Origin of the sequence: Massilia sp. PWRC2, assembly GCF_049896725.1 — a bacterium.
GTDB lineage: Bacteria > Pseudomonadota > Gammaproteobacteria > Burkholderiales > Burkholderiaceae_D > JAFCUW01.
Window position 1 is genome coordinate 1 of the sequence record NZ_JAFCUW010000014.1, and the last position, 20,257, is coordinate 20,257.

Annotated in this window: 16 protein-coding genes, 1 tRNA gene and 1 pseudogene; 17 read left to right on the forward strand and 1 reads right to left on the reverse strand. The window is 59.4% G+C overall.

Translation table 11 applies throughout. The features are described 5' to 3' along the window. The 13 genes and pseudogenes from ACP7BZ_RS21105 to ACP7BZ_RS21165 all read left to right on the forward strand — a co-directional run. A pseudogene (locus ACP7BZ_RS21105) lies at positions 1-129 on the forward strand (elongation factor Tu); the annotation flags it as partial. Positions 130-263: 134 nt separating this feature from the next. Next, positions 264-339: transfer RNA gene (locus ACP7BZ_RS21110), tRNA-Trp, on the forward strand. A gap of 31 nt (positions 340-370) precedes the next feature. Then, complete coding sequence (gene secE / locus ACP7BZ_RS21115; protein WP_426116837.1) at positions 371-760, forward strand: preprotein translocase subunit SecE; 390 nt, start codon at positions 371-373, stop codon at positions 758-760. Further along, complete coding sequence (nusG, locus tag ACP7BZ_RS21120; RefSeq protein WP_426116839.1) at positions 760-1,377, forward strand: transcription termination/antitermination protein NusG; 618 nt, start codon at positions 760-762, stop codon at positions 1,375-1,377. Before secE ends, nusG begins: the two co-directional genes overlap by 1 nt. A gap of 111 nt (positions 1,378-1,488) precedes the next feature. Next, the gene (gene rplK, locus ACP7BZ_RS21125) at positions 1,489-1,920 is read left to right on the forward strand and encodes a 50S ribosomal protein L11 (RefSeq protein ID WP_099916524.1); all 432 of its coding nucleotides are present in this window, start codon (positions 1,489-1,491) and stop codon (positions 1,918-1,920) included. A gap of 2 nt (positions 1,921-1,922) precedes the next feature. Then, positions 1,923-2,618, forward strand: coding sequence for a 50S ribosomal protein L1 (rplA, locus tag ACP7BZ_RS21130; RefSeq protein WP_426116842.1), 696 nt, complete (start codon positions 1,923-1,925; stop codon positions 2,616-2,618). Between the two features lie 281 nt (positions 2,619-2,899). Then, positions 2,900-3,439, forward strand: a complete 540-nt coding sequence (rplJ, locus tag ACP7BZ_RS21135; protein WP_426116843.1) for a 50S ribosomal protein L10 — start codon at positions 2,900-2,902, stop codon at positions 3,437-3,439. A gap of 58 nt (positions 3,440-3,497) precedes the next feature. Beyond that, a complete protein-coding gene (rplL, locus tag ACP7BZ_RS21140; protein ID WP_426116845.1) occupies positions 3,498-3,869 on the forward strand; it encodes a 50S ribosomal protein L7/L12 in 372 nt (123 codons plus the stop codon). Positions 3,870-4,130: 261 nt separating this feature from the next. Then, positions 4,131-8,237, forward strand: a complete 4,107-nt coding sequence (gene rpoB, locus ACP7BZ_RS21145) for a DNA-directed RNA polymerase subunit beta (protein ID WP_426116847.1) — start codon at positions 4,131-4,133, stop codon at positions 8,235-8,237. A gap of 95 nt (positions 8,238-8,332) precedes the next feature. Then, positions 8,333-12,574 carry a DNA-directed RNA polymerase subunit beta' gene (gene rpoC, locus ACP7BZ_RS21150; protein ID WP_426116849.1) on the forward strand — a complete coding sequence of 1,414 codons (4,242 nt, stop codon included), beginning with the start codon at positions 8,333-8,335 and terminating at the stop codon, positions 12,572-12,574. Between the two features lie 119 nt (positions 12,575-12,693). Further along, the gene (locus ACP7BZ_RS21155) at positions 12,694-13,002 is read left to right on the forward strand and encodes a cupin domain-containing protein (protein ID WP_426116851.1); all 309 of its coding nucleotides are present in this window, start codon (positions 12,694-12,696) and stop codon (positions 13,000-13,002) included. 275 nt (positions 13,003-13,277) lie between these two features. Next, positions 13,278-14,138 (forward strand): helix-turn-helix transcriptional regulator, encoded by an 861-nt coding sequence (locus tag ACP7BZ_RS21160; protein WP_426116853.1) that lies wholly within the window; start codon positions 13,278-13,280, stop codon positions 14,136-14,138. 31 nt (positions 14,139-14,169) lie between these two features. Beyond that, positions 14,170-15,216, forward strand: a complete 1,047-nt coding sequence (locus tag ACP7BZ_RS21165) for a serine hydrolase domain-containing protein (protein WP_426116855.1) — start codon at positions 14,170-14,172, stop codon at positions 15,214-15,216. Positions 15,217-15,343: 127 nt separating this feature from the next. Here ACP7BZ_RS21165 and ACP7BZ_RS21170 read toward each other — a convergent pair whose 3' ends face one another. Then, complete coding sequence (locus tag ACP7BZ_RS21170; RefSeq protein ID WP_426116857.1) at positions 15,344-16,291, reverse strand: PEP-CTERM sorting domain-containing protein; 948 nt, start codon at positions 16,289-16,291, stop codon at positions 15,344-15,346. A 389-nt stretch (positions 16,292-16,680) separates the two neighbouring features. Between ACP7BZ_RS21170 and sodC the strand changes: the two genes are divergently transcribed. From sodC to ACP7BZ_RS21190, 4 genes are all read left to right on the forward strand, one after another. Beyond that, positions 16,681-17,211 (forward strand): superoxide dismutase [Cu-Zn] SodC, encoded by a 531-nt coding sequence (gene sodC, locus ACP7BZ_RS21175; protein ID WP_426116859.1) that lies wholly within the window; start codon positions 16,681-16,683, stop codon positions 17,209-17,211. A 98-nt stretch (positions 17,212-17,309) separates the two neighbouring features. Further along, positions 17,310-17,765 carry a tellurite resistance TerB family protein gene (locus tag ACP7BZ_RS21180; RefSeq protein WP_426116861.1) on the forward strand — a complete coding sequence of 152 codons (456 nt, stop codon included), beginning with the start codon at positions 17,310-17,312 and terminating at the stop codon, positions 17,763-17,765. 174 nt (positions 17,766-17,939) lie between these two features. Then, complete coding sequence (locus ACP7BZ_RS21185; protein WP_426116863.1) at positions 17,940-18,995, forward strand: phospholipase A; 1,056 nt, start codon at positions 17,940-17,942, stop codon at positions 18,993-18,995. Between the two features lie 209 nt (positions 18,996-19,204). Then, positions 19,205-20,254 (forward strand): aldo/keto reductase, encoded by a 1,050-nt coding sequence (locus ACP7BZ_RS21190; RefSeq protein ID WP_426116865.1) that lies wholly within the window; start codon positions 19,205-19,207, stop codon positions 20,252-20,254. The last annotated feature ends 3 nt before the right edge of the window (positions 20,255-20,257 follow it).

Consider the following 20,257-nt stretch of genomic DNA (forward strand, 5'->3'; position numbering starts at 1 on the left):
GTGTCGATCACCGTCAAGCTGATCAACCCGATCGCCATGGAAGAAGGCCTGCGCTTCGCTATCCGTGAAGGCGGTCGTACCGTCGGCGCCGGCGTGGTTGCTAAAATTCTGAGCGAAGCCAGCAAGTAATTTGTCGGAATCTGCCCTGGGCGCACGCCTGGGGCAATTTTCGGCCGGCGTTGGCCGGTCGAAAAGGGAAGTCGGAGATTTGCCACCACGTCCGCGTGATGATACAATCTTCGATTCCACTGTAGCTTTACCGTAGGGACGTAGCTCAATTGGCAGAGCGTCGGTCTCCAAAACCGAAGGTTGGGGGTTCGATGCCCTCCGTCCCTGCCACCGATCTGGTGCCAGGCACCGAAAGTTAAAAATGTCTAATCAATCCGTGCAAACCGTCAGCACGTCGAACGACAAGTTCAAGGTAGCGCTGGCAGTAGTTGCCATGATTGCAGGCGTCGTCGGGTTTTTTTACCTGAAGGGCCAGAATAAACCAGCTTTGATGTGCGCTGCCGCACTCGTGGCTGGTTTGGTCGTTGCGATCGCGCTTTTGTGGGCTTCGGCGACCGGCCGCGATTTCTTGAATTTTGCCAAGGAATCGGTACGCGAGACGAAAAAAGTCGTATGGCCTACCCGCAAGGAAGCCATGCAAATCACCGGCATCGTGTTTGCCTTCGTGCTGGTGATGGCGATGTTCCTCTGGGGCACGGATAAGGTGTTGGAATTCCTGTTGTACGACGTGATCCTGGGTTGGAAACAATAATGAGCGAAAATGTGCAAGATGATGTCAGCGGCGTCCCTGAGGGCGAGGCGGCACAGCAAGCGGCACCGCTGAGCGTTCCAGTCAATAACAAGCGCTGGTATGTGGTCCACGCGTACTCCGGCATGGAAAAGAGCGTCATGCGCGCTCTGACCGAGCGCGTCGAGCGCGCTGGCATGCAAGACCAGTTTGGCCAGATCCTGGTGCCGGTCGAAGAAGTCGTTGAAGTCAAGAACGGCGTCAAATCGGTCAGCGAGCGTCGTTTCTTCCCCGGCTATGTGCTGGTTGAAATGGAAATGACGGACGAAACCTGGCACCTGGTGAAAAACACCAGCAAGGTCACCGGTTTTATCGGCGGCAAATCGAACAAGCCGACCCCAATTCCTGCCCGCGAGATCGACAAGATCATGCAGCAGATGCAAGAAGGGGTTGAAAAGCCACGGCCAAAAGTGCTCTACGAAGTGGGCGAGCAAGTGCGTATCAAGGATGGTCCGTTCACCGATTTCAACGGCAATGTCGAAGAAGTCAATTACGAGAAATCCAAGGTGCGCGTGTCGGTCACCATCTTTGGCCGCGCCACGCCAGTAGAGCTTGAGTTCGGCCAGGTCGAAAAAGTTTAATACCGTTTCAACCGGCGCGGCGCGAATTGAAAGATTCGCGGAAGCCGGCAAGAGGAGCCCTGCCAATGCAATTCCGGCGGGGCGCTACTACTCATCCTGATAGGAGCCATCATGGCAAAGAAAATCATTGGTTTTATCAAGCTGCAAGTGCCAGCTGGTAAAGCAAACCCATCCCCACCGATTGGCCCAGCACTGGGTCAGCGCGGTCTGAACATCATGGAATTCTGCAAGGCGTTCAACGCCCAGACCCAGGGTGTCGAGCCAGGCATGCCAATCCCGGTCGTGATCACCGCGTTCGCCGACAAGTCGTTTACTTTTGTGATGAAGACGCCACCTGCGACCTATCTGATCAAGAAAGCCGCCGGCATCACCAAAGGTTCGCCGAAGCCACATACCGACAAAGTCGGTTCGCTGACCCGCGCCCAAGCTGAAGAAATCGCAAAAACGAAACAGCCCGATCTGACCGCCGCCGACATGGATGCTGCAGTGCGCATCATCGCCGGTTCGGCCCGTTCGATGGGTATCACGGTAGAGGGTGTTTAATCATGGCTAAAATTTCCAAGCGCTTTAAAGCAATCAAGGCCAAAGTTGACCGTAACAAGTCGTATGGCTTCGACAATGCAGTGGCCCTGATCAAGGAATTCGCCACCGCCAAGTTCAACGAGTCGATCGACGTCTCGGTGCAGCTCGGTGTGGATCCGAAGAAATCGGACCAGGTCGTCCGCGGTTCCGTCGTGCTGCCAGCTGGCACCGGCAAGACCGTGCGCGTCGCGGTGTTCGCCACCGGTGAAAAAGCCGAGCAGGCCAAAGCCGCCGGCGCTGACATCGTCGGTATGGAAGATCTGGCCGAGATGGTCAAGGCTGGCAACATGCCTTTCGACATCGTCATCGCTTCGCCAGACACCATGCGTATCGTCGGTACCCTCGGTCAGATCCTGGGCCCACGCGGCCTGATGCCTAACCCGAAGGTCGGCACCGTCACCCCTGACGTCGCTACCGCGGTGAAAAACGCCAAGGCCGGTCAGGTCCAGTACCGTACCGACAAGGCCGGTATCATCCACGCCACCATTGGCCGCAAGTCGTTCAGCGACGCCGATCTGAAGAGCAACCTGGTTGCCCTGATCGAAGCGCTCAACAAAGCCAAGCCAGCCACCTCGAAAGGCGTGTACCTGCGCAAGGTCGCACTGTCGTCGACGATGGGCGCCGGCGTGCGCGTCGACCAGGCTTCGCTGTCGGCGTAAGCCTTCAGTTGGCATAAAGAATCAAGTCCTGCAGCGCAAGCTGCGGGCATATCTTTGGGATGGTCGGTGCAGTTCGCTTCACCGGCCAGACAATCAAAGACCGTTGGGCCGAAGCCGCAGTCAGGTGGAGGTTAAAAGAGCTGACCCAACGCAGATGGTGCACCCGAGCAAGTTTTGTAGTCCGTTGCGTGAATTCATTTACTCTTTGGTCTTCTTAACTTCGGACGCCGTGTTCGAACCGATGCAAGGCATTTGCCGCGCATCATTTAAGGAGGTTGACCGTGGGTCTCAATCTGAATGACAAAAAGGCCGTCGTCGCCGAGGTTTCCGCAAAAGTAGCAACTGCGCAAACGATCGTCGTGGCCGAATATCGTGGCATCCAGGTTGGTCACTTGACGCAACTTCGTGCCAAAGCGCGTGCCCAGGGTGTGTACCTGCGTGTTCTGAAGAACACGCTGGCTCGCAAATCCGTTGAGGGTACGCAGTTTGCCTCGCTCGCCGATGCAATGGTCGGTCCGTTGATCTACTCGATCTCGGAAGATGCCGTTGCAGCTGCAAAAGTGATCGCTGAATTTGCCAAAGGCAATGACAAGCTGGTCATCAAAGCGGGTAACTATGCCGGTAAAGCGCTCGATAAAGACGCTGTTACCGCGCTGGCAAGCATTCCTAGCCGTGAAGTTCTCATTGCGCAGTTGTTGGGCGTCATGCTGGCTCCGGTGTCGGGCTTTGCACGTGGTTTGGCTGCCCTGGCAGCGAAAAAAGGCGAAGGCGCCGCTCCTGCAGAAGAAGCAGCAGTGGAAGAAGCCCCAGCAGCTGCTTAAGCAGTTGCTGTCTTTTTTCTCAAGTAATCAATCTATTCAAAACAATTAGGAGTTTCAAATGGCAATCAGCAAAGACGACATCCTGGCAGCAGTTAGCGAAATGTCCGTAATGGACCTGAACGACCTGGTCAAAGCATTCGAAGAAAAATTCGGCGTGTCCGCCGCAGCAATGTCGGCTCCAGCAGCTGGCGGCGCCGCAGCTGCTGCTGTCGAAGAGCAGACTGAATTCAACCTGATCCTGTCGGATTTCGGCGCGAACAAAGTCAGCGTCATTAAAGCTGTCCGCGAAATCACCGGTCTGGGCTTGAAAGAAGCCAAAGACCTGGTCGACGGCGCACCGAAGACGGTCAAAGAAGCAATTTCGAAAGCAGACGCAGAAGCCGGCAAGAAAAAGCTGGAAGATGCAGGCGCCAAAGCCGAAATCAAGTAATTGGTGTAAACTGTCGTACCGGGCGCTTGGTAGCGCCAGAGTCAAAGCTAGCGGATTCCCCTCGAGAGAGGGGAAAACGGGCTTTGGCTCTTTTGTCGTCCCTGTTTGATAAGTAAATAGCATGGGTTTGGGTCTGTCCCACATGCGAGCAAGAACTACCTTCTTTTCATCTGACGAAAGTTCGAGACTTGAGGCCTTTCCAACGCCCCGCGCCGCTGGAAAATCCTGAATTCTCATCCTTTAGTCACTCACGGAGTGTCCATGCACTACTCATTTACTGAGAAGAAACGCATTCGCAAATCATTCGCGAAGCGCGCCAACGTTCACAACGTTCCCTTCCTTCTGGCTACCCAGCTTGAATCCTACGAGAATTTCTTGCAAGCCGACACCATTCCGTCGACCCGCAAGAATGACGGCCTGCAGTCGGCTTTCACCTCGATTTTCCCGATCGTGTCGCACAATGGTTTTGCGCGTCTCGAATTCCTGTCGTATGTCCTGGGCGATCCTGCCTTTGACGTCAAGGAATGCCAACAGCGTGGTCTGACGTTCGCCTCGCCTCTGCGTGCCAAGGTGCGCCTGGTGATCCTGGACAAGGAATCGCCGACCAAGCCGGTGGTCAAGGAAATGAAGGAACAGGAAGTTTACATGGGCGAATTGCCGCTCATGACGACCACCGGTTCGTTCGTCATCAACGGCACCGAGCGCGTTATCGTGTCGCAGTTGCACCGGTCGCCCGGTGTGTTCTTTGAGCACGACCGCGGCAAGACCCACTCGTCGGGCAAACTGCTGTTCTCGGCGCGTATCATTCCTTACCGCGGTTCGTGGCTGGACTTCGAGTTTGACCCGAAAGACATCCTGTTCTTCCGTGTCGACCGTCGCCGTAAAATGCCGGTGACGATCTTGCTCAAAGCAATCGGCATGTCGCATGAGCAGATCCTCGCCAATTTCTTCGTCTTCGACAATTTCAAGCTGCGCTCCGAAGGCGCGGAAATGGAATTCGTCGCCGAGCGCCTGCGCGGCGAAGTGGCCCGTTTCGACATCGTCGACAAGGACGGCAAAGCGCTGGTCTTGAAAGACAAGCGCATCAACAGCAAGCACGTGCGCGACATCGAAGCGGCTGGCATCAAGCACATTTCCGTGCCTGAAGACTACCTGCTGGGCCGCGTGCTGGCCAAAAACATCGTCGACCCGGAGACCGGCGAAATCGTCGCGTCCGCCAACGATGAGTTGACTGAAGAAGTCATGGGCAAACTGCGTGATGCTGACATTAGCGACATCCAGACCCTCTACACCAACGATCTCGACCAGGGTGGCTATATCTCGCAAACCCTGCGTATCGATGACACCGCCGACCAGATGGCTGCCAAAGTGGCCATCTACCGCATGATGCGTCCTGGCGAGCCACCAACGGAAGACTCGGTCGAAGCGCTGTTCAACGGCTTGTTCTACAGCCCTGAGCGCTACGACCTGTCGGCCGTCGGCCGCATGAAGTTCAACCGCCGTATCGGCCGCGATGAACTGACCGGCGCCATGACGCTGTCGAACGACGACGTCCTGGCCGTGATTAAAATCCTGGTGGAACTGCGCAATGGTCGCGGCGAAGTCGACGATATTGATCACCTGGGTAACCGTCGCGTGCGTTGCGTGGGCGAGTTGGCGGAGAATCAATTCCGTGCCGGCCTGGTGCGCGTTGAGCGCGCCGTCAAGGAACGCCTCGGCCAGGCCGAAGCGGACAACCTGATGCCGCATGACCTGATCAACAGCAAGCCGATCTCGGCCGCGATCCGTGAATTCTTCGGTTCGTCGCAGCTGTCGCAGTTCATGGACCAGACCAATCCGCTGTCGGAAATCACCCACAAGCGCCGTGTATCGGCGCTTGGACCCGGCGGTCTGACGCGCGAACGTGCCGGCTTTGAAGTGCGCGACGTGCACCCGACCCACTACGGCCGCGTGTGCCCGATCGAAACGCCTGAGGGACCGAACATTGGTCTGATCAACTCGCTGGCACTGTTTGCCCGTCTGAACGAATACGGCTTTCTGGAAACGCCGTACCGCAAGGTCGAAAACAGCATGGTCACCGACAAGATCGATTACCTGTCGGCCATCGAAGAAGGTCGCTACATCATCGCCCAGGCCAATGCCACCATCTCGTCCGAGGGTACGCTCTCCGATGAACTGGTGTCGGCCCGTGAAGCCGGTGAAACGATCCTCGTCTCGCCAGAGCGCATCCAGTACATGGACGTGGCGCCAGGCCAGATCGTCTCGGTCGCAGCCTCGCTGATTCCGTTCCTTGAACACGATGATGCGAACCGCGCATTGATGGGTGCCAACATGCAGCGCCAGGCCGTACCTTGCCTGCGTCCTGAAAAAGCCTTCGTCGGTACCGGTATCGAACGCACCGTGGCAGTCGACTCCGGCACCACCGTGCAGGCCTTGCGCGGCGGTGTGGTCGATTACATCGATGCCGGCCGCGTGGTCATTCGCGTCAACGACGACGAAGCACATGCGGGTGAAGTCGGTGTCGATATCTACAACCTGATCAAGTACACCCGTTCGAACCAGAACACCAACATCAACCAGCGTCCGATCGTGCAAGTGGGCGATCGCGTGGCCAAGCGCGACGTCATCGCTGACGGTGCTTCGACCGACCTGGGCGAACTGGCGCTGGGTCAGAACATGCTGGTGGCGTTTATGCCATGGAATGGTCTGAACTTCGAAGATTCGATCCTGATCTCGGAAAACGTCGTCAAGGACGACCGCTACACCTCGATTCACATCGAAGAGTTGTCGGTGGTCGCACGTGACACCAAGCTGGGCGCTGAAGAAATCACCCGCGACATCTCCAACCTGGCGGAAAACCAGCTGGCGCGTCTCGATGAATCGGGCATCGTCTACATCGGTGCCGAAGTGCAAGCAGGCGACACCCTGGTCGGTAAAGTCACGCCAAAAGGCGAGACCCAGCTGACCCCTGAGGAAAAGCTGCTGCGCGCCATCTTTGGCGAGAAGGCATCGGACGTCAAGGACACCTCGCTGCGCGTGCCATCGGGCATGATCGGTACCGTCATCGACGTCCAGGTGTTCACCCGTGAAGGCATCGTCCGCGACAAGCGCGCCCAGCAGATCATCGATGATGAGCTCAAGCGTTTCCGCCTCGACCTGAACGACCAGATGCGGATCGTCGAAGGCGATGCCTTCCAGCGTCTGGAAAAAATGCTGATCGGTAAAGTCGTCAATGGCGGCCCGAAAAAGCTGGCCAAGGGTGCCAAGATCGACAAGGAATACCTCGACGATCTGGACAAATACCACTGGTTCGACATCCGTCCTGCCGACGACGACGCTGCGACCGCGCTCGAAGCGATCAAGGAATCGATCGCCGAGAAGCGTCACCAGTTCGATCTGGCCTTCGAAGAGAAGCGCAAAAAATTGACCCAGGGCGATGAGCTGCAGCCTGGCGTGCAAAAAATGGTCAAGGTCTACCTGGCCGTCAAGCGCCGCCTGCAGTCGGGCGACAAGATGGCGGGTCGTCACGGTAACAAAGGTGTGGTCTCGCGCATCGTGCCGGTCGAAGACATGCCATTCATGGCGGACGGTACGCCGGCAGACGTGGTGCTCAACCCGCTGGGCGTGCCATCGCGGATGAACGTTGGTCAGATTCTGGAAACCCACCTCGGTTGGGCTGCCAAAGGTCTGGGCTTGCGCATCGGCGAGATGCTCAAATCGCAGCAGAAGGTCATCGAGGTCCGCAAGTTCCTCAATACCATCTACAACGAGACGGGCAAGACGGAAGATCTGGACAGCTTCACTGACGACGAAATCATGTCGCTCGCCAGCAACCTGAAGAACGGTGTGCCATTTGCCACGCCAGTATTCGACGGCGCACACGAGTCCGAGATCCACCGCATGCTCGATCTGGCTTACCCTGACGCCATCGCCGCCAAGCTGGGCATGACGCCATCGAAGAACCAGGTGACGATGTATGACGGCCGCACCGGCGAAGCGTTCGAGCGCAAGGTCACCGTTGGCTATATGCACATGCTCAAGCTGCATCACCTGGTCGACGACAAGATGCACGCCCGTTCCACCGGCCCGTACTCGCTGGTAACGCAGCAGCCACTGGGCGGTAAAGCCCAGTTCGGCGGCCAGCGCTTCGGTGAGATGGAAGTGTGGGCACTCGAGGCATACGGCGCATCGTACGTCTTGCAGGAAATGCTGACTGTGAAGTCGGACGACGTGAACGGCCGCACCAAGGTGTACGAGAACCTGGTCAAGGGCGATCACGTGATCGAAGCCGGTATGCCGGAATCGTTCAACGTGCTGGTGAAGGAAATCCGCTCGCTGGGTATCGACATCGACCTCGAGCGTAATTAAATAGCAGACATGGGACCGGCACCGCGCTGCGCGCGTGCCAGTCCCCCTGCTGTTTGGTTAAAGGTATAGAAGTTTAATCACCTCTGGAGTGATACATGAAAGCACTGCTCGATCTATTCAAGCAAGTTCAAACGAATGAAACCTTCGACGCCATCAAGATTGGCCTGGCGTCGCCTGAAAAAATCCGTTCGTGGTCCTACGGCGAAGTCAAAAAGCCGGAAACCATCAACTATCGCACCTTCAAGCCGGAGCGTGACGGCCTGTTTTGCGCCAAGATTTTTGGCCCAATCAAGGATTACGAGTGCCTGTGCGGCAAATACAAGCGCCTGAAACACCGCGGCGTGATCTGCGAAAAGTGCGGCGTCGAAGTGACTCTGGCCAAGGTGCGTCGTGAGCGCATGGGCCACATCGAACTGGCGTCGCCGACCGCGCACATCTGGTTCCTCAAGTCCTTGCCGTCGCGTCTGGGCATGGTCCTCGACATGACCCTGCGGGACATCGAACGGGTGCTGTACTTCGAAGCTTATGTGGTCACCGACCCCGGCATGACGCCACTGAAAAAGTGCCAGATCATGTCGGAAGACGACTACGCCGCCAAGTACGAAGAGTACGGTGATGACTTTACTGCTTTCATGGGCGCCGAAGGCATTCGTGAACTGCTGCGCTCGATCGACATCCACCGCGATGCCGAAGCGCTGCGCGTGGAACTCAAAGAGTCCAAGTCGGAAGCGAAAATCAAGAAATACGCCAAGCGCCTGAAGGTGCTGGAAGCGTTCCAACGTTCGGGCATCAAGCCGGACTGGATGATCATGGAAGTGCTGCCGGTGTTGCCGCCAGAACTGCGTCCACTGGTCCCACTGGACGGCGGCCGCTTTGCGACCTCCGACCTGAACGACCTGTATCGCCGCGTCATCAACCGCAACAACCGCCTGAAACGCCTGATGGAGCTGCGCGCGCCAGAAATCATCACGCGCAACGAAAAGCGGATGCTGCAAGAAGCGGTCGACTCGTTGCTGGACAATGGCCGTCGCGGTAAAGCGATGACCGGTGCCAATAAACGTCCGCTCAAATCGCTCGCTGAAATGATCAAGGGTAAAGGCGGCCGTTTCCGTCAGAACTTGCTCGGCAAGCGCGTCGATTACTCGGGTCGTTCCGTCATCGTCGTCGGTCCTCAGCTCAAACTGCACCAGTGCGGTCTGCCCAAACTGATGGCCCTCGAGCTGTTCAAGCCCTTCATTTTCAATAAACTTGAATTGATGGGTCTGGCGACCACGATCAAGGCTGCCAAGAAGCTCGTAGAAATTCAAGAACCGGTGGTGTGGGACATCCTGGAAGACGTGATCCGTGAACACCCGATCATGCTCAACCGCGCACCGACGCTGCACCGCCTCGGCATTCAAGCGTTTGAGCCGGTCCTGATTGAAGGCAAGGCGATCCAGCTGCACCCACTGGTCTGCGCCGCATTCAACGCCGACTTCGACGGTGACCAGATGGCGGTCCACGTACCGCTGTCGATCGAAGCGCAGATGGAAGCGCGTACCCTGATGCTGGCGTCGAACAACATCCTGTTCCCGTCGAACGGCGAGCCGTCGATCGTGCCGTCGCAGGATATCGTGCTCGGTCTGTACTACGCCACCCGTGAAGCCATCAACGCCAAGAACGAAGGCATGTTGTTCACCGACGTGTCGGAAGTGATCCGCGCCTACGACAACAAGGAAGTCGAGCTGACCACCCGCATTACTGTGCGGATCGTGGAAAACCCGAAAGATGCCGAGACCGAAGAATTCGTGCGCACTGTCACGCGTTACGAAACCACCGTCGGCCGCGCCATCCTGTCGGAAATTCTGCCGAAGGGTCTGCCTTTCAGCGTGCTCAACCGCGCCCTGAAAAAGAAAGAAATCAGCAAGCTGATCAACACGTCGTTCCGCAAGTGCGGTCTGCGTGCCACCGTCGTCTTCGCCGACAAGCTGATGCAGTCGGGCTTCCGTCTGGCAACCCGCGCCGGTATTTCGATCGCCGTCGACGACATGCTGGTGCCGCCACAAAAGGCGACGCTGATTGCTGCCGCCGAGCAGGAAGTCAAACAGATCGAGCAGCAGTACTCGTCCGGTCTGGTCACTTCTGGCGAGCGTTACAACAAGGTCGTCGACATCTGGGGCAAAACCTCGGACGAAGTCGGCAAGGCCATGATGGACCAGCTCAAAGTGGAAGACGTCATCCGCCGCGACGGTACCAAGTCGACCCAGGAATCGTTCAACGCCATTTACATGATGGCCGACTCGGGTGCGCGCGGTTCGGCAGCCCAGATTCGCCAGCTGGCCGGTATGCGTGGTCTGATGGCCAAGCCGGATGGCTCGATTATCGAAACGCCGATCACCGCGAACTTCCGCGAAGGTCTGAACGTGTTGCAGTACTTCATCTCGACGCACGGCGCCCGTAAGGGTCTGGCCGATACCGCGCTGAAAACGGCGAACTCGGGTTACCTGACCCGTCGTCTGGTCGATGTGACGCAGGATCTGGTCGTCATCGAAGACGATTGCGGTACCAGCAATGGCACCGTGATGAAGGCACTGGTCGAAGGCGGTGAAGTCATCGAAGCGCTGCGCGACCGTATCCTCGGCCGTGTCAACGTGCATGACATCGTCAACCCTGAAACCCAGGAAACCTTGTACGAAGCAGGCACCCTGCTGGACGAAGACATGGTCGAAGAAGTCGAACGCCTGTCGATCGACGAAGTCAAGGTGCGCACGCCGCTCACTTGCGACACGCGCTTCGGCCTGTGCGCCAAGTGCTACGGCCGTGACCTTGGCCGCGGCATGCTGGTCAACACTGGCGAAGCCGTCGGTGTGGTCGCTGCCCAGTCGATTGGTGAGCCAGGTACCCAGCTGACCATGCGTACCTTCCACATTGGTGGCGCAGCGTCGCGTGCGGCAGTGGCATCGTCGGTGGAAGCGAAGTCGAACGGTACCATCCGCTTTACTGCCACCATGCGTTACGTTACCAATGGCAAGGGTTCGCAGATCGTCATTTCCCGTTCCGGCGAAGTGCTGATCACCGACGACCATGGCCGTGAGCGTGAGCGTCACAAGGTGCCGTACGGCGCCACCCTGATCGTCAAGGACGGCCTGGTCATCAAGGCCGGTACGGCCCTGGCAACCTGGGATCCGCTGACCCGTCCGATCATTACCGAGTACGCCGGTACCGTGCGCTTCGAGAACGTGGAAGAGGGCGTCACCGTTGCTCGCCAGGTCGACGAAGTCACCGGTCTGTCGACCCTGGTAGCCATCGATGCCAAGCGTCGCGGTTCGTTGACCAAGACCTTGCGTCCGCAAGTGAAACTGCTCAACGAAGCCAACGAAGAAGTTAAGATTGCCGGCACTGAACACAGTGTGGCGATTGGCTTCCAGGTCGGCGCGCTGATCATGGTCAAAGACGGTCAGTCGGTGTCGGTCGGCGAAGTGCTGGCACGTATCCCAACTGAATCGCAAAAAACCCGTGACATTACCGGTGGTCTGCCGCGTGTTGCCGAGCTGTTTGAAGCGCGTTCGCCGAAAGACGCCGGCATGCTGGCGGAAGTCACTGGTACTGTCGCCTTCGGTAAAGAGACCAAGGGCAAACAGCGCCTGGAAATCACCGACATGGATGGCAACAAGCATGAGTTCTTGATCACCAAGGACAAGCAAGTGCTGGTCCACGACGGTCAAGTGGTCAACAAGGGCGAGATGATCGTGGACGGCCCGGCCGATCCACAGGACATCCTGCGCTTGCTGGGTATCGAAGCGCTGGCCCGGTACATCGTCGACGAAGTGCAGGACGTCTACCGTCTGCAAGGCGTGAAGATCAACGACAAGCACATCGAAGTGATTGTTCGCCAGATGCTGCGCCGCGTACAGATCGTCGAAGCGGGCGATGCCAATTACATCGTCGGTGAACAGGTCGAGCGTTCGGAACTGCTGGACGAAAACGACCGCGTCAGCGCCGCTGGCAAGATCCCGGCAACGTACGAAAACGTGTTGCTCGGTATTACCAAGGCATCGCTGTCGACCGACTCGTTCATCTCGGCTGCATCGTTCCAGGAAACCACCCGGGTCCTGACCGAAGCTGCCATCATGGGCAAGCGCGACGGTCTGCGTGGTTTGAAAGAGAACGTCATCGTTGGTCGTCTGATCCCTGGCGGCACGGGTCTGGCATTCCACCGCGCGAAGAAAGAAAAAGAAGCGTGGGAAGTGGAAGAGCGCGCTGCCTTGCTGCAACAAGAGAAGGCCAATATGGCTTCGGAGTTGCAAGCAATGGAAGACAGCAATGCTGCAGCGGTCCATCTGGGTGACGAGGAGTAATCCTCTAGTCAGCTACAAAAAACGGCGCCCGCGGGCGCCGTTTTTTTGACTATAATTTCTACCGGGCTTATGCCATGCTGCCAGCAGCAGCCTCCATGACAACCGTTCTCGGAGTGAGCATGCACTACCAATTCAACGATGCCAACGCCCTGGCGTGGCGACCGTCAACTTTTGCCGAGGGGATCGAGGTCAAGGATCTGGGCAGCAGCGATGGCCAATCCATGCAACTGGTGCGTTTTGCCGCGGGTGCCTCGTTTCCCTTGCACCGCCATCGAGGCCCGGAATTCATTTATTTGATTGAAGGCGCTGCCGTGCAAGAAGGTCAGGCGCTATCAGCCGGCTGGGCTGCCGTGGCCGCGACCGGGACCACCGATGCATACTTTCATAGTCCAACTGGCTGTGTGTTTCTGACAGTGTATTCGGACTGACTTTCACGGCACCAAGTTGCCAAGACAACGACACGCTGACCGATGGCGCGCACGCCATCGCTGTCCAGAACGCCAATTTTGCGAAAAAACACTGAAGGGAACGGTTTCGGCCCGCAGGCGCCGCGCAATCTGGCGTTGAAGCCGGGGTCGAACAAGCATCCACCAGCGCGCCGCTGATATCCGCTGATCCCCGCCTGCCAGCCATTCGTCCCACGCTCCAAGCCACTGGTCGCTTAACCGGTGCCGGCGCGCTGTCCCGCTCGTATGATCGGCCGATGGCACAACCAATCCGCTTTCATTCCGGTCAGTTTTACGGCGACCTGCAGCATGGCACCAGCGGCCAGGTGTTCGATATCCGGCGCCTCGATGCCACCCGCAGCGAAGACGAAGTGGCCACCCATCGCCATGACGACGCCCATTTCGTGCTGGTGCTTTCCGGCGTCTATATTTCCAGTGCGCGTCATGCGCCGACCCGCGCCTGCGCGCCCACGCTGGTGTTCAATCCGGCCGCTACCACGCACCGCGACCGTTTCCTTGATGGCAAGGGCAGTTTTCTGACCGTCTCGCTCGATCCCGCCGTGCTGGGCGGCGCCCCTGAATTGCAGGCCGCCCAACAGCAAGCCTGCGTGCTGAGCGCCCCGGCCAGCGTCGCTGCCGCCTTCCGCATCGCCCGCGAGATGGGCGCTGGCGCCGCTGGTGCCGATGCAGCCTTGCTCGAAGCACGCGGCTGGGATCTGCTGGCCAGCCTGCACAGCGCCGCCAACCAGAGCGCACGCGCCTTGCCCGCCTGGGCGCACCGGGCCTACGCCGCCGTCGTGGACATGGCGAGCGAGCGCCACCTGCGCATTGCCGACCTCGCCGGCCTGCTCGGCGTGCATCCGGTGCACCTGGCGCGCGTGTTCCGCCAGGCCTGGGGCTGTTCGCCGGGCGAGCTGCTGCGCTGGCGCCGCCTCGAGCACGCCAGTGGCTTGCTGCGTCGCCCGGCGGCGGCGATGGCCGAGGTGGCACTCATGGCCGGTTTCGCCGACCAGAGCCACATGAACCGCGCGTTCCAGAACGTGTATGGGATGACGCCAAGCACCTATCGGAACCGGATGTTGCAAACGTCCAAGACGATGCCCACCCGCGCTCACTAGACTGGGCTTTTTTAACTGACCGGAGTACCCTATGTCGCGATTCCTGCCGATTGTTTTGTCAACGCTGCTGCTGGCCACCACCGATGCCCGCGCCGACCAGTTCGACGCCGTCACCGCCGCCATCGAGGCCGGCACCTACAAGGAGATCACCAGCGTGGTGGTGGCGCGCGGTGGCAAGCTGGTCTACGAACACTATTTCGACAAGGAAGGCGCCGAAGCCCTGCGCAATACCCGGTCCGTCACCAAGACGGTCACCGGCATGCTGGTCGGGCTGGCGGTCGAGCGCAAGCTGCTGCGCCTCGACAGCCCCGTCTTGCCGTATTTTCCCGAACTGCGTCCGCTGGCGCATGCCGATCCACGCAAAGACCGCATCACGGTCGAAGATTTTCTCACCATGAGCTCGCTGCTCGAGTGCGACGACGACAATCAGCTCTCGCGCGGCAATGAAGAGCGCATGTACCTGGTGGAAGACTGGAGCCGCTTCGTGGTCGACCTGCCCATCAAGGGTTTTCCCGACTGGCAGCCGGGCCCGGCGCAGTCGCCGTATGGGCGCGCGTGGAGCTATTGTACGGCCGGCGTCACGCTGCTCGGTCCGCTGCTCGAACGCGTCAGTGGTCGCAGCGTGCCAGACTTTGCCGCCGCCAGCCTGTTTGCGCCACTCGGCATCGACAAGGTCAAATGGCAGTTCCAGCCGAAGGGCACGGCGATGACCGGTGGCGGCCTGCAGCTGCGCAGCCGCGACTTGATGAAGCTGGGCCAGCTCTACCTCAATGGCGGCCGCTGGGAGGGCAAGCAAGTCATCGCCGCCGACTGGGTGCGCCGTTCGATCGCGCCCCATGCGAATGCGCGCGAGGGGATTGACTATGGCTACCTGTGGTGGCTGCAGTCGTTCAAGGTCGATGGACTCACCGTGAGCAGTTACGGGATGGCGGGATCGGGCGGCAACAAGGTGTTCGTCCTGCCCGCGCAAGATGCGGTGGTGGTCATCACCACCACCAATTTCCAGGTGCGCGGCGCCCACCCGCTCAGCGAAAAATTGCTGACGACAGCCATCCTGCCGGCATTGCTGCAGCCCTGAACGGCCGCGCAGCCGTGCGCTCTGCCGGAGCGCGCACGGTGGTGGCTTGGCGCCAAAAAAAATGCCGTTCAGATTGAACTGAACGGCATGGTGACGAGCGCGCTTGTCAGGCGCTGGAGCAAGGCTCTCAGGCGCGACGACGGGCGGCGCCGGCGGCCAGCAGGGCCACGCCAACCAATGCCAGCGACAGCGGCTCAGGCACGTCGCCGCCCGGCAGCGATGGCGCCAGGTCGAGGCCACGGAAGCCGTAGCCATAGGCAGGCGCGTGGGCGTAGCCGTCGGTGCCCGGCGTATTGCCGGTGGTGTACGAATAAGCCTCGACGCCAACCGAACCGAGTGCGGCCAGCAGACCGGAAACGCTGCTATCGGCACCGATGAAGGAGTCGAAGGAGACCGAGTTGCCAGCGAGCAGATTGCCGAAGCCAAAGACAAAGAAACCGCCCTTGTCGCCGGCCGAATCGACGACGTTCAGATTCTTGTCCTGCGTACGGCTGACCAGCGGATCGGGCACGGCAAATGGATCGGTCGAGGTGGTCAACACTTTGCCGCCTGGGCCGGTGGCGGTGCCGCCGTAGACGGTGGTGTAATTGTTGGCGTAGTAACCAGGGGTGACATCCCAGTCAATGGTACGCGCATAGCGCACATCGCTCATCGTCGAGGACGTCGAGTTGGTCAGCATGACATTCACGCCGAACAGCTTGCCGCCAGCGGCCGAGCTGTAGGTCTGGGTGATCACCAGGCCATTGTTCAGCTTGACGACTGACTGTGCCGCCAGGCCAGCGCCGGTTGCTGTGGTGGTGGTGGTCAGTGCCGAGGCAATGTTGGTGCCGGCCAGGCCGTAGACGTAGCCACTGCTGCCATTGCCAGAGGCGCCCCAGCCTTCGCACAGGCAGCCAGGCATGATGGCATCGCCACTAGGGCCGATCAGGCCGATGCTACCGGCGCCGAGGCCGCCATTGTCTGCCACGCCCATCTTGATCAGGCCCGTGTTGAGCGTGACAGGTGCAGCGTGCGCGGTGAGGGAGGCACATGCCAGGCTGATGGCAGCGAGCGTACGATTGATGGTAATTTTCATTTTGACGACCCTTATTTTTTTGGATGAGAGGTGGCATGGTGCGACGCTGCCTGCGCGACTTTAAGCAATCTTCGTGCCTAAAACATGTTTGCCTTATTTAACAAACACTTAAGTGATATCTGTTAATTTCCTTGCTGAAATATGTAAAGAAATCCGTCAGTAAAACAGCTGTGTCTGTTCGCTGTTGCACGCTGGCGCCAGCTTTTCATGCCGTCAGGCCGGCGCCGAGGATCTGATCGCAGCGCCATGGCAGCCGGACCGGAGCGGCGACGATGGCCGATTGGTGACGCTTCGGTTGCGCCGGTTGACAGTGACTGTAACTGTGCGTAACGTTGTCTCGTATAGTGATTGTCATATCGCTCCCCCTGCGTCACCTCGAAAGGTTCACGATGAAAATTCACCTGCCATGCCGAAGCGCAATTGCCTTGGCACTTGCCTGTGCTGTTGGCGCCGCCACTGCCGCGGAGCTCACCATTCCCATGAAAATGCTGGGCGCGCCGGGCGATGGCGCGGTCGGTTCCGTGGTGGTCAGCGAAAGCCCTTACGGCCTGGTGTTCACGCCGGCGCTGACGGGACTGCCCGCCGGCTTGCACGGATTCCACGTGCACGAAAACAATAGCTGCGCCGATGGCGAAAAAGACGGCAAGATGGTGGCCGGCCTGGCCGCGGGCGGCCATTACGATCCGCTGGGCAGCAAGCGCCACGGCTTGCCGTGGGCCGATGGCCACCTGGGCGATTTGCCGGCGCTGGCGGTCGACGCCTCGGGCAACGCCAGCAACCCGGTGCTGGCGCCGCGCCTGAAGATGGCCGATCTGAAGGGCCGCTCGCTGATGGTCCATGTGGGCGGCGACAACCATGCCGACCATCCGGCACCGCTCGGCGGTGGCGGTGCGCGCCTGGTCTGCGGGCGTATCCAATAGGCACAGCGGTCGCGCCGCGACGTGATGGCAGCGGTGCGGCGCCTTTTCCCCGTTGGCGCGTAAGATCAGGGTTCGATCACCACGCGCGGAGTTAGCCAATGAGTTTCGATACTTTCTTATCGCGTTTAAAGAGCAAGGCCAGCGAGCTCAAAACGGAAGCCCTGAAGTACAAAAACAAGGACTTCCTCAGCGCCGCCATGGCCGGTTGCGCCCTCATCTCGATGGCTGACGGCAGCGTCAGTGCGGAAGAGAAGCAAAAAATGATCAAGTTCATCGAGAACAACGATGCGCTGTCCATCTTCACCACCAATGACGTCATCAAGTCCTTCCAGGACTATGTCGGTCAGCTCGAATTCGACAAGGATATCGGCGAAGCAAAAGCCTACCAGGCGCTGCACAAGATGAAATCGAACGCCGAGGCGTCGCGCCTGCTGGTGCGCATGATCATCGCGGTGGCGGCGTCGGACGGCGACTTCGATGCCAAGGAGCAAGTCGTAGCGGGACGCATCATCCGCGAACTGGGCATGAGCCCGGCGGAATTCGATTTGCACTGAGTGCTCCAGCTGAAAACGCCAAGGCGCCCACGGGCGCCTTTTCGTTGGTGTCAATTGTTTCTTGCAATATCACCTGTTTGTCAAATTAAGTCGCACACTTGTTAATTGTTGTGACATCACAAAAAGTGAATTGTGGATATACTTGCGCCCATTCCATTGTCCACAACAGATTCCATGAAACTCACTCCCCGCCTTTGGTGCACGGCAGCCTTGCTGACCGTCGCGCACGCGCACGCCGCCGAACCTGAACAATATCTGCAACGCTGCGCCGTGCTGGGTGACCCCAGTGCCCGCCTCGGTTGCTACGATTCTCTGGCCAAGGAATTGCAGAAGGCCGAGCTGGCCGTCGGCGTACCGGCGAGCGCTTCGCCGGAAGCGGCCAACGCGGTGGCCGCCGCCATGCCATCGAAGCCGGGCGTCAAGGTGCTGGCACCAGCCACGCCGATTTCCCGCATGAGCCAGGACTGGGAGCTCAACAATGAAGCCAACCGCGGCGTCTATGCGGTGCGGCCGTTCCGCGAAAATTACCTGTTGCTCGCCAACCAGAGCAATGCCACCAATGACCGGCCATACACCGGCTTCGTGCCGCAAGGTTACCAGGCCAAGCACGTCGAACTGACTTACCAGCTCAGTTTTAAATCGAAAGTTATCGAAGGCATCGCCGGCAGCCCGATCGATCTGTGGGCGGCCTACACCCAGCAAAGCTTTTGGCAGGCCTATGCCCGCAAGTATTCGAGTCCCTTCCGTGAAACCAATTACCAGCCGGAAGTGATGGCGGTGTTACCGATCAACAAGCAGCTCGGTCCCGTCAACATCCGTTATGTCTCGCTGGGGGCATCGCACCAGTCGAACGGCCAGGGCACCACCCTGTCGCGCAGCTGGAACCGTGCCTACGCCTCGATCGGCCTGGAAAGCGGCGACCTGCAGCTGACCACGCGCATCTGGAAGCGGCTCGACAGCGCCAAGTCGGACAATGACAACATCGACATCACCGATTTCATGGGCCATGGCGACATGAAGGTGGTCTATTACAACCGCGGCTACGAATACTCGGCCCTGCTGCGCCGCAATTTCAGCACCGGCCATGGCGCCCTGCAGGTGGGCGTGTCGATCCCCGTCGTCACCAATCTGAAAGCCTACGTGCAAGGCTTCACCGGCTATGGCCAGAGCCTGATCGACTATAACTATGCGCAAAAATCGCTGGGCGCCGGCGTCATGCTCGATTTTTAAGATTTTTTCATCGGTCGTGTGCCGATCAAACAGCCTGGCCGTGCGAAATTTTTCGCCCCGCCAGGCTGTTTTACAAGCGTCGCCGCACTGGCGTTTGTTGCTTCGCACAACTGCCGTCCTGCAGAGCAGACATCGCCGCATGGCGCTATGCTTGGGTGGTGCCGGACGAGCGTTCGATCCGGCCAACCCTTCCAGCGGAGCGACCCACCATGCGGCATCATTTACTTGGCAAGACCGGCTTATTTGTATCAGAACTGTGCCTGGGCACCATGACGTTCGGCGGCCAGGACGACATGTGGGGCAAGATCGGCCAGCTCGGCCAGGGCGACGCCGAAACCCTGATCGGCAGCGCCATCGATAGCGGCATCAATTTCATCGACACCGCCGACGTCTACGCCGGCGGCGCCGCCGAAACCATCCTCGGCCAGGCCCTCAAGAACCTGCACATCGCCCGCGCCGACGTGGTGATCGCCTCCAAGGTGTTTGGCGACATGGGCACGGGCGCCAATGCGCGCGGCCTGTCGCGCAGCCACATCATCGATGGCGTCAAGGCCAGCCTGCAGCGCCTGCAACTCGATCACATCGATCTCTACCAAGTACACGGTTTTGACCCCGCCACCCCCATTGAAGAAACCCTGCGCGCGCTCGACACCCTGGTGCAGCATGGCCACGTGCGCTACATCGGCGTGTCGAACTGGGCGGCGTGGCAGATCGCCAAGGCACTTGGCATCTCCGAGCGCCTTGGCCTGGCCAGTTTCCAGTCGCTGCAAGCGTATTACAGCGTGGCCGGGCGCGACCTCGAGCGCGAGCTGATCCCCATGCTCAAAAGCGAAGGCTTGAGTTTGATGGTGTGGAGCCCGCTGGCGGGCGGCTTATTGAGCGGCAAGTACAGCCGCAATCAACAGGCAGAGGCGGGCAGCCGCCGCGTCGCCTTCGATTTCCCGCCGGTCGACAAGGAGCGTGGCTGGCAAGTCATCGATGCCATGCAGCCGATCGCTGCCGCCCATGGCGTATCGGTGGCGCGCGTCGCCCTGGCGTGGCTGCTGCAGCAGCCGCAAGTGAGCAGCGTCATCATCGGTGCCAAGCGGCTCGAACAGCTGCAAGACAATATCGCCGCCACCACTCTGACGCTCAGCGCGGCAGACCTGGCCGCCATCGATGGCGCCAGCGCGCTGGCGCCCGAGTATCCGGGCTGGATGTTCGAGCGCCAGGGGCAGTTTCGCCGCGCCCAGCTGGCGGAAGGCGATCACCCCATCTAAACC

What these genes read in the sequence shown, in the direction of transcription:
- rplL (WP_426116845.1), top strand. Translation starts at nt 3,498, where the DNA reads ATGGCAATCAGCAAAGACGACATCCTGGCAGCAGTTAGCGAAATGTCC.
- ACP7BZ_RS21180 (WP_426116861.1), top strand. Translation starts at nt 17,310, where the DNA reads ATGAGTTTCGATACTTTCTTATCGCGTTTAAAGAGCAAGGCCAGCGAG.
- rplA (WP_426116842.1), top strand. Translation starts at nt 1,923, where the DNA reads ATGGCTAAAATTTCCAAGCGCTTTAAAGCAATCAAGGCCAAAGTTGAC.
- ACP7BZ_RS21185 (WP_426116863.1), top strand. Translation starts at nt 17,940, where the DNA reads ATGAAACTCACTCCCCGCCTTTGGTGCACGGCAGCCTTGCTGACCGTC.
- rplK (WP_099916524.1), top strand. Translation starts at nt 1,489, where the DNA reads ATGGCAAAGAAAATCATTGGTTTTATCAAGCTGCAAGTGCCAGCTGGT.
- ACP7BZ_RS21190 (WP_426116865.1), top strand. Translation starts at nt 19,205, where the DNA reads ATGCGGCATCATTTACTTGGCAAGACCGGCTTATTTGTATCAGAACTG.
- ACP7BZ_RS21155 (WP_426116851.1), top strand. Translation starts at nt 12,694, where the DNA reads ATGCACTACCAATTCAACGATGCCAACGCCCTGGCGTGGCGACCGTCA.
- nusG (WP_426116839.1), top strand. Translation starts at nt 760, where the DNA reads ATGAGCGAAAATGTGCAAGATGATGTCAGCGGCGTCCCTGAGGGCGAG.
- rpoB (WP_426116847.1), top strand. Translation starts at nt 4,131, where the DNA reads ATGCACTACTCATTTACTGAGAAGAAACGCATTCGCAAATCATTCGCG.
- ACP7BZ_RS21165 (WP_426116855.1), top strand. Translation starts at nt 14,170, where the DNA reads ATGTCGCGATTCCTGCCGATTGTTTTGTCAACGCTGCTGCTGGCCACC.
- secE (WP_426116837.1), top strand. Translation starts at nt 371, where the DNA reads ATGTCTAATCAATCCGTGCAAACCGTCAGCACGTCGAACGACAAGTTC.
- sodC (WP_426116859.1), top strand. Translation starts at nt 16,681, where the DNA reads ATGAAAATTCACCTGCCATGCCGAAGCGCAATTGCCTTGGCACTTGCC.
- ACP7BZ_RS21160 (WP_426116853.1), top strand. Translation starts at nt 13,278, where the DNA reads ATGGCACAACCAATCCGCTTTCATTCCGGTCAGTTTTACGGCGACCTG.
- rpoC (WP_426116849.1), top strand. Translation starts at nt 8,333, where the DNA reads ATGAAAGCACTGCTCGATCTATTCAAGCAAGTTCAAACGAATGAAACC.
- ACP7BZ_RS21170 (WP_426116857.1), bottom strand. Translation starts at nt 16,291, where the DNA reads ATGAAAATTACCATCAATCGTACGCTCGCTGCCATCAGCCTGGCATGT.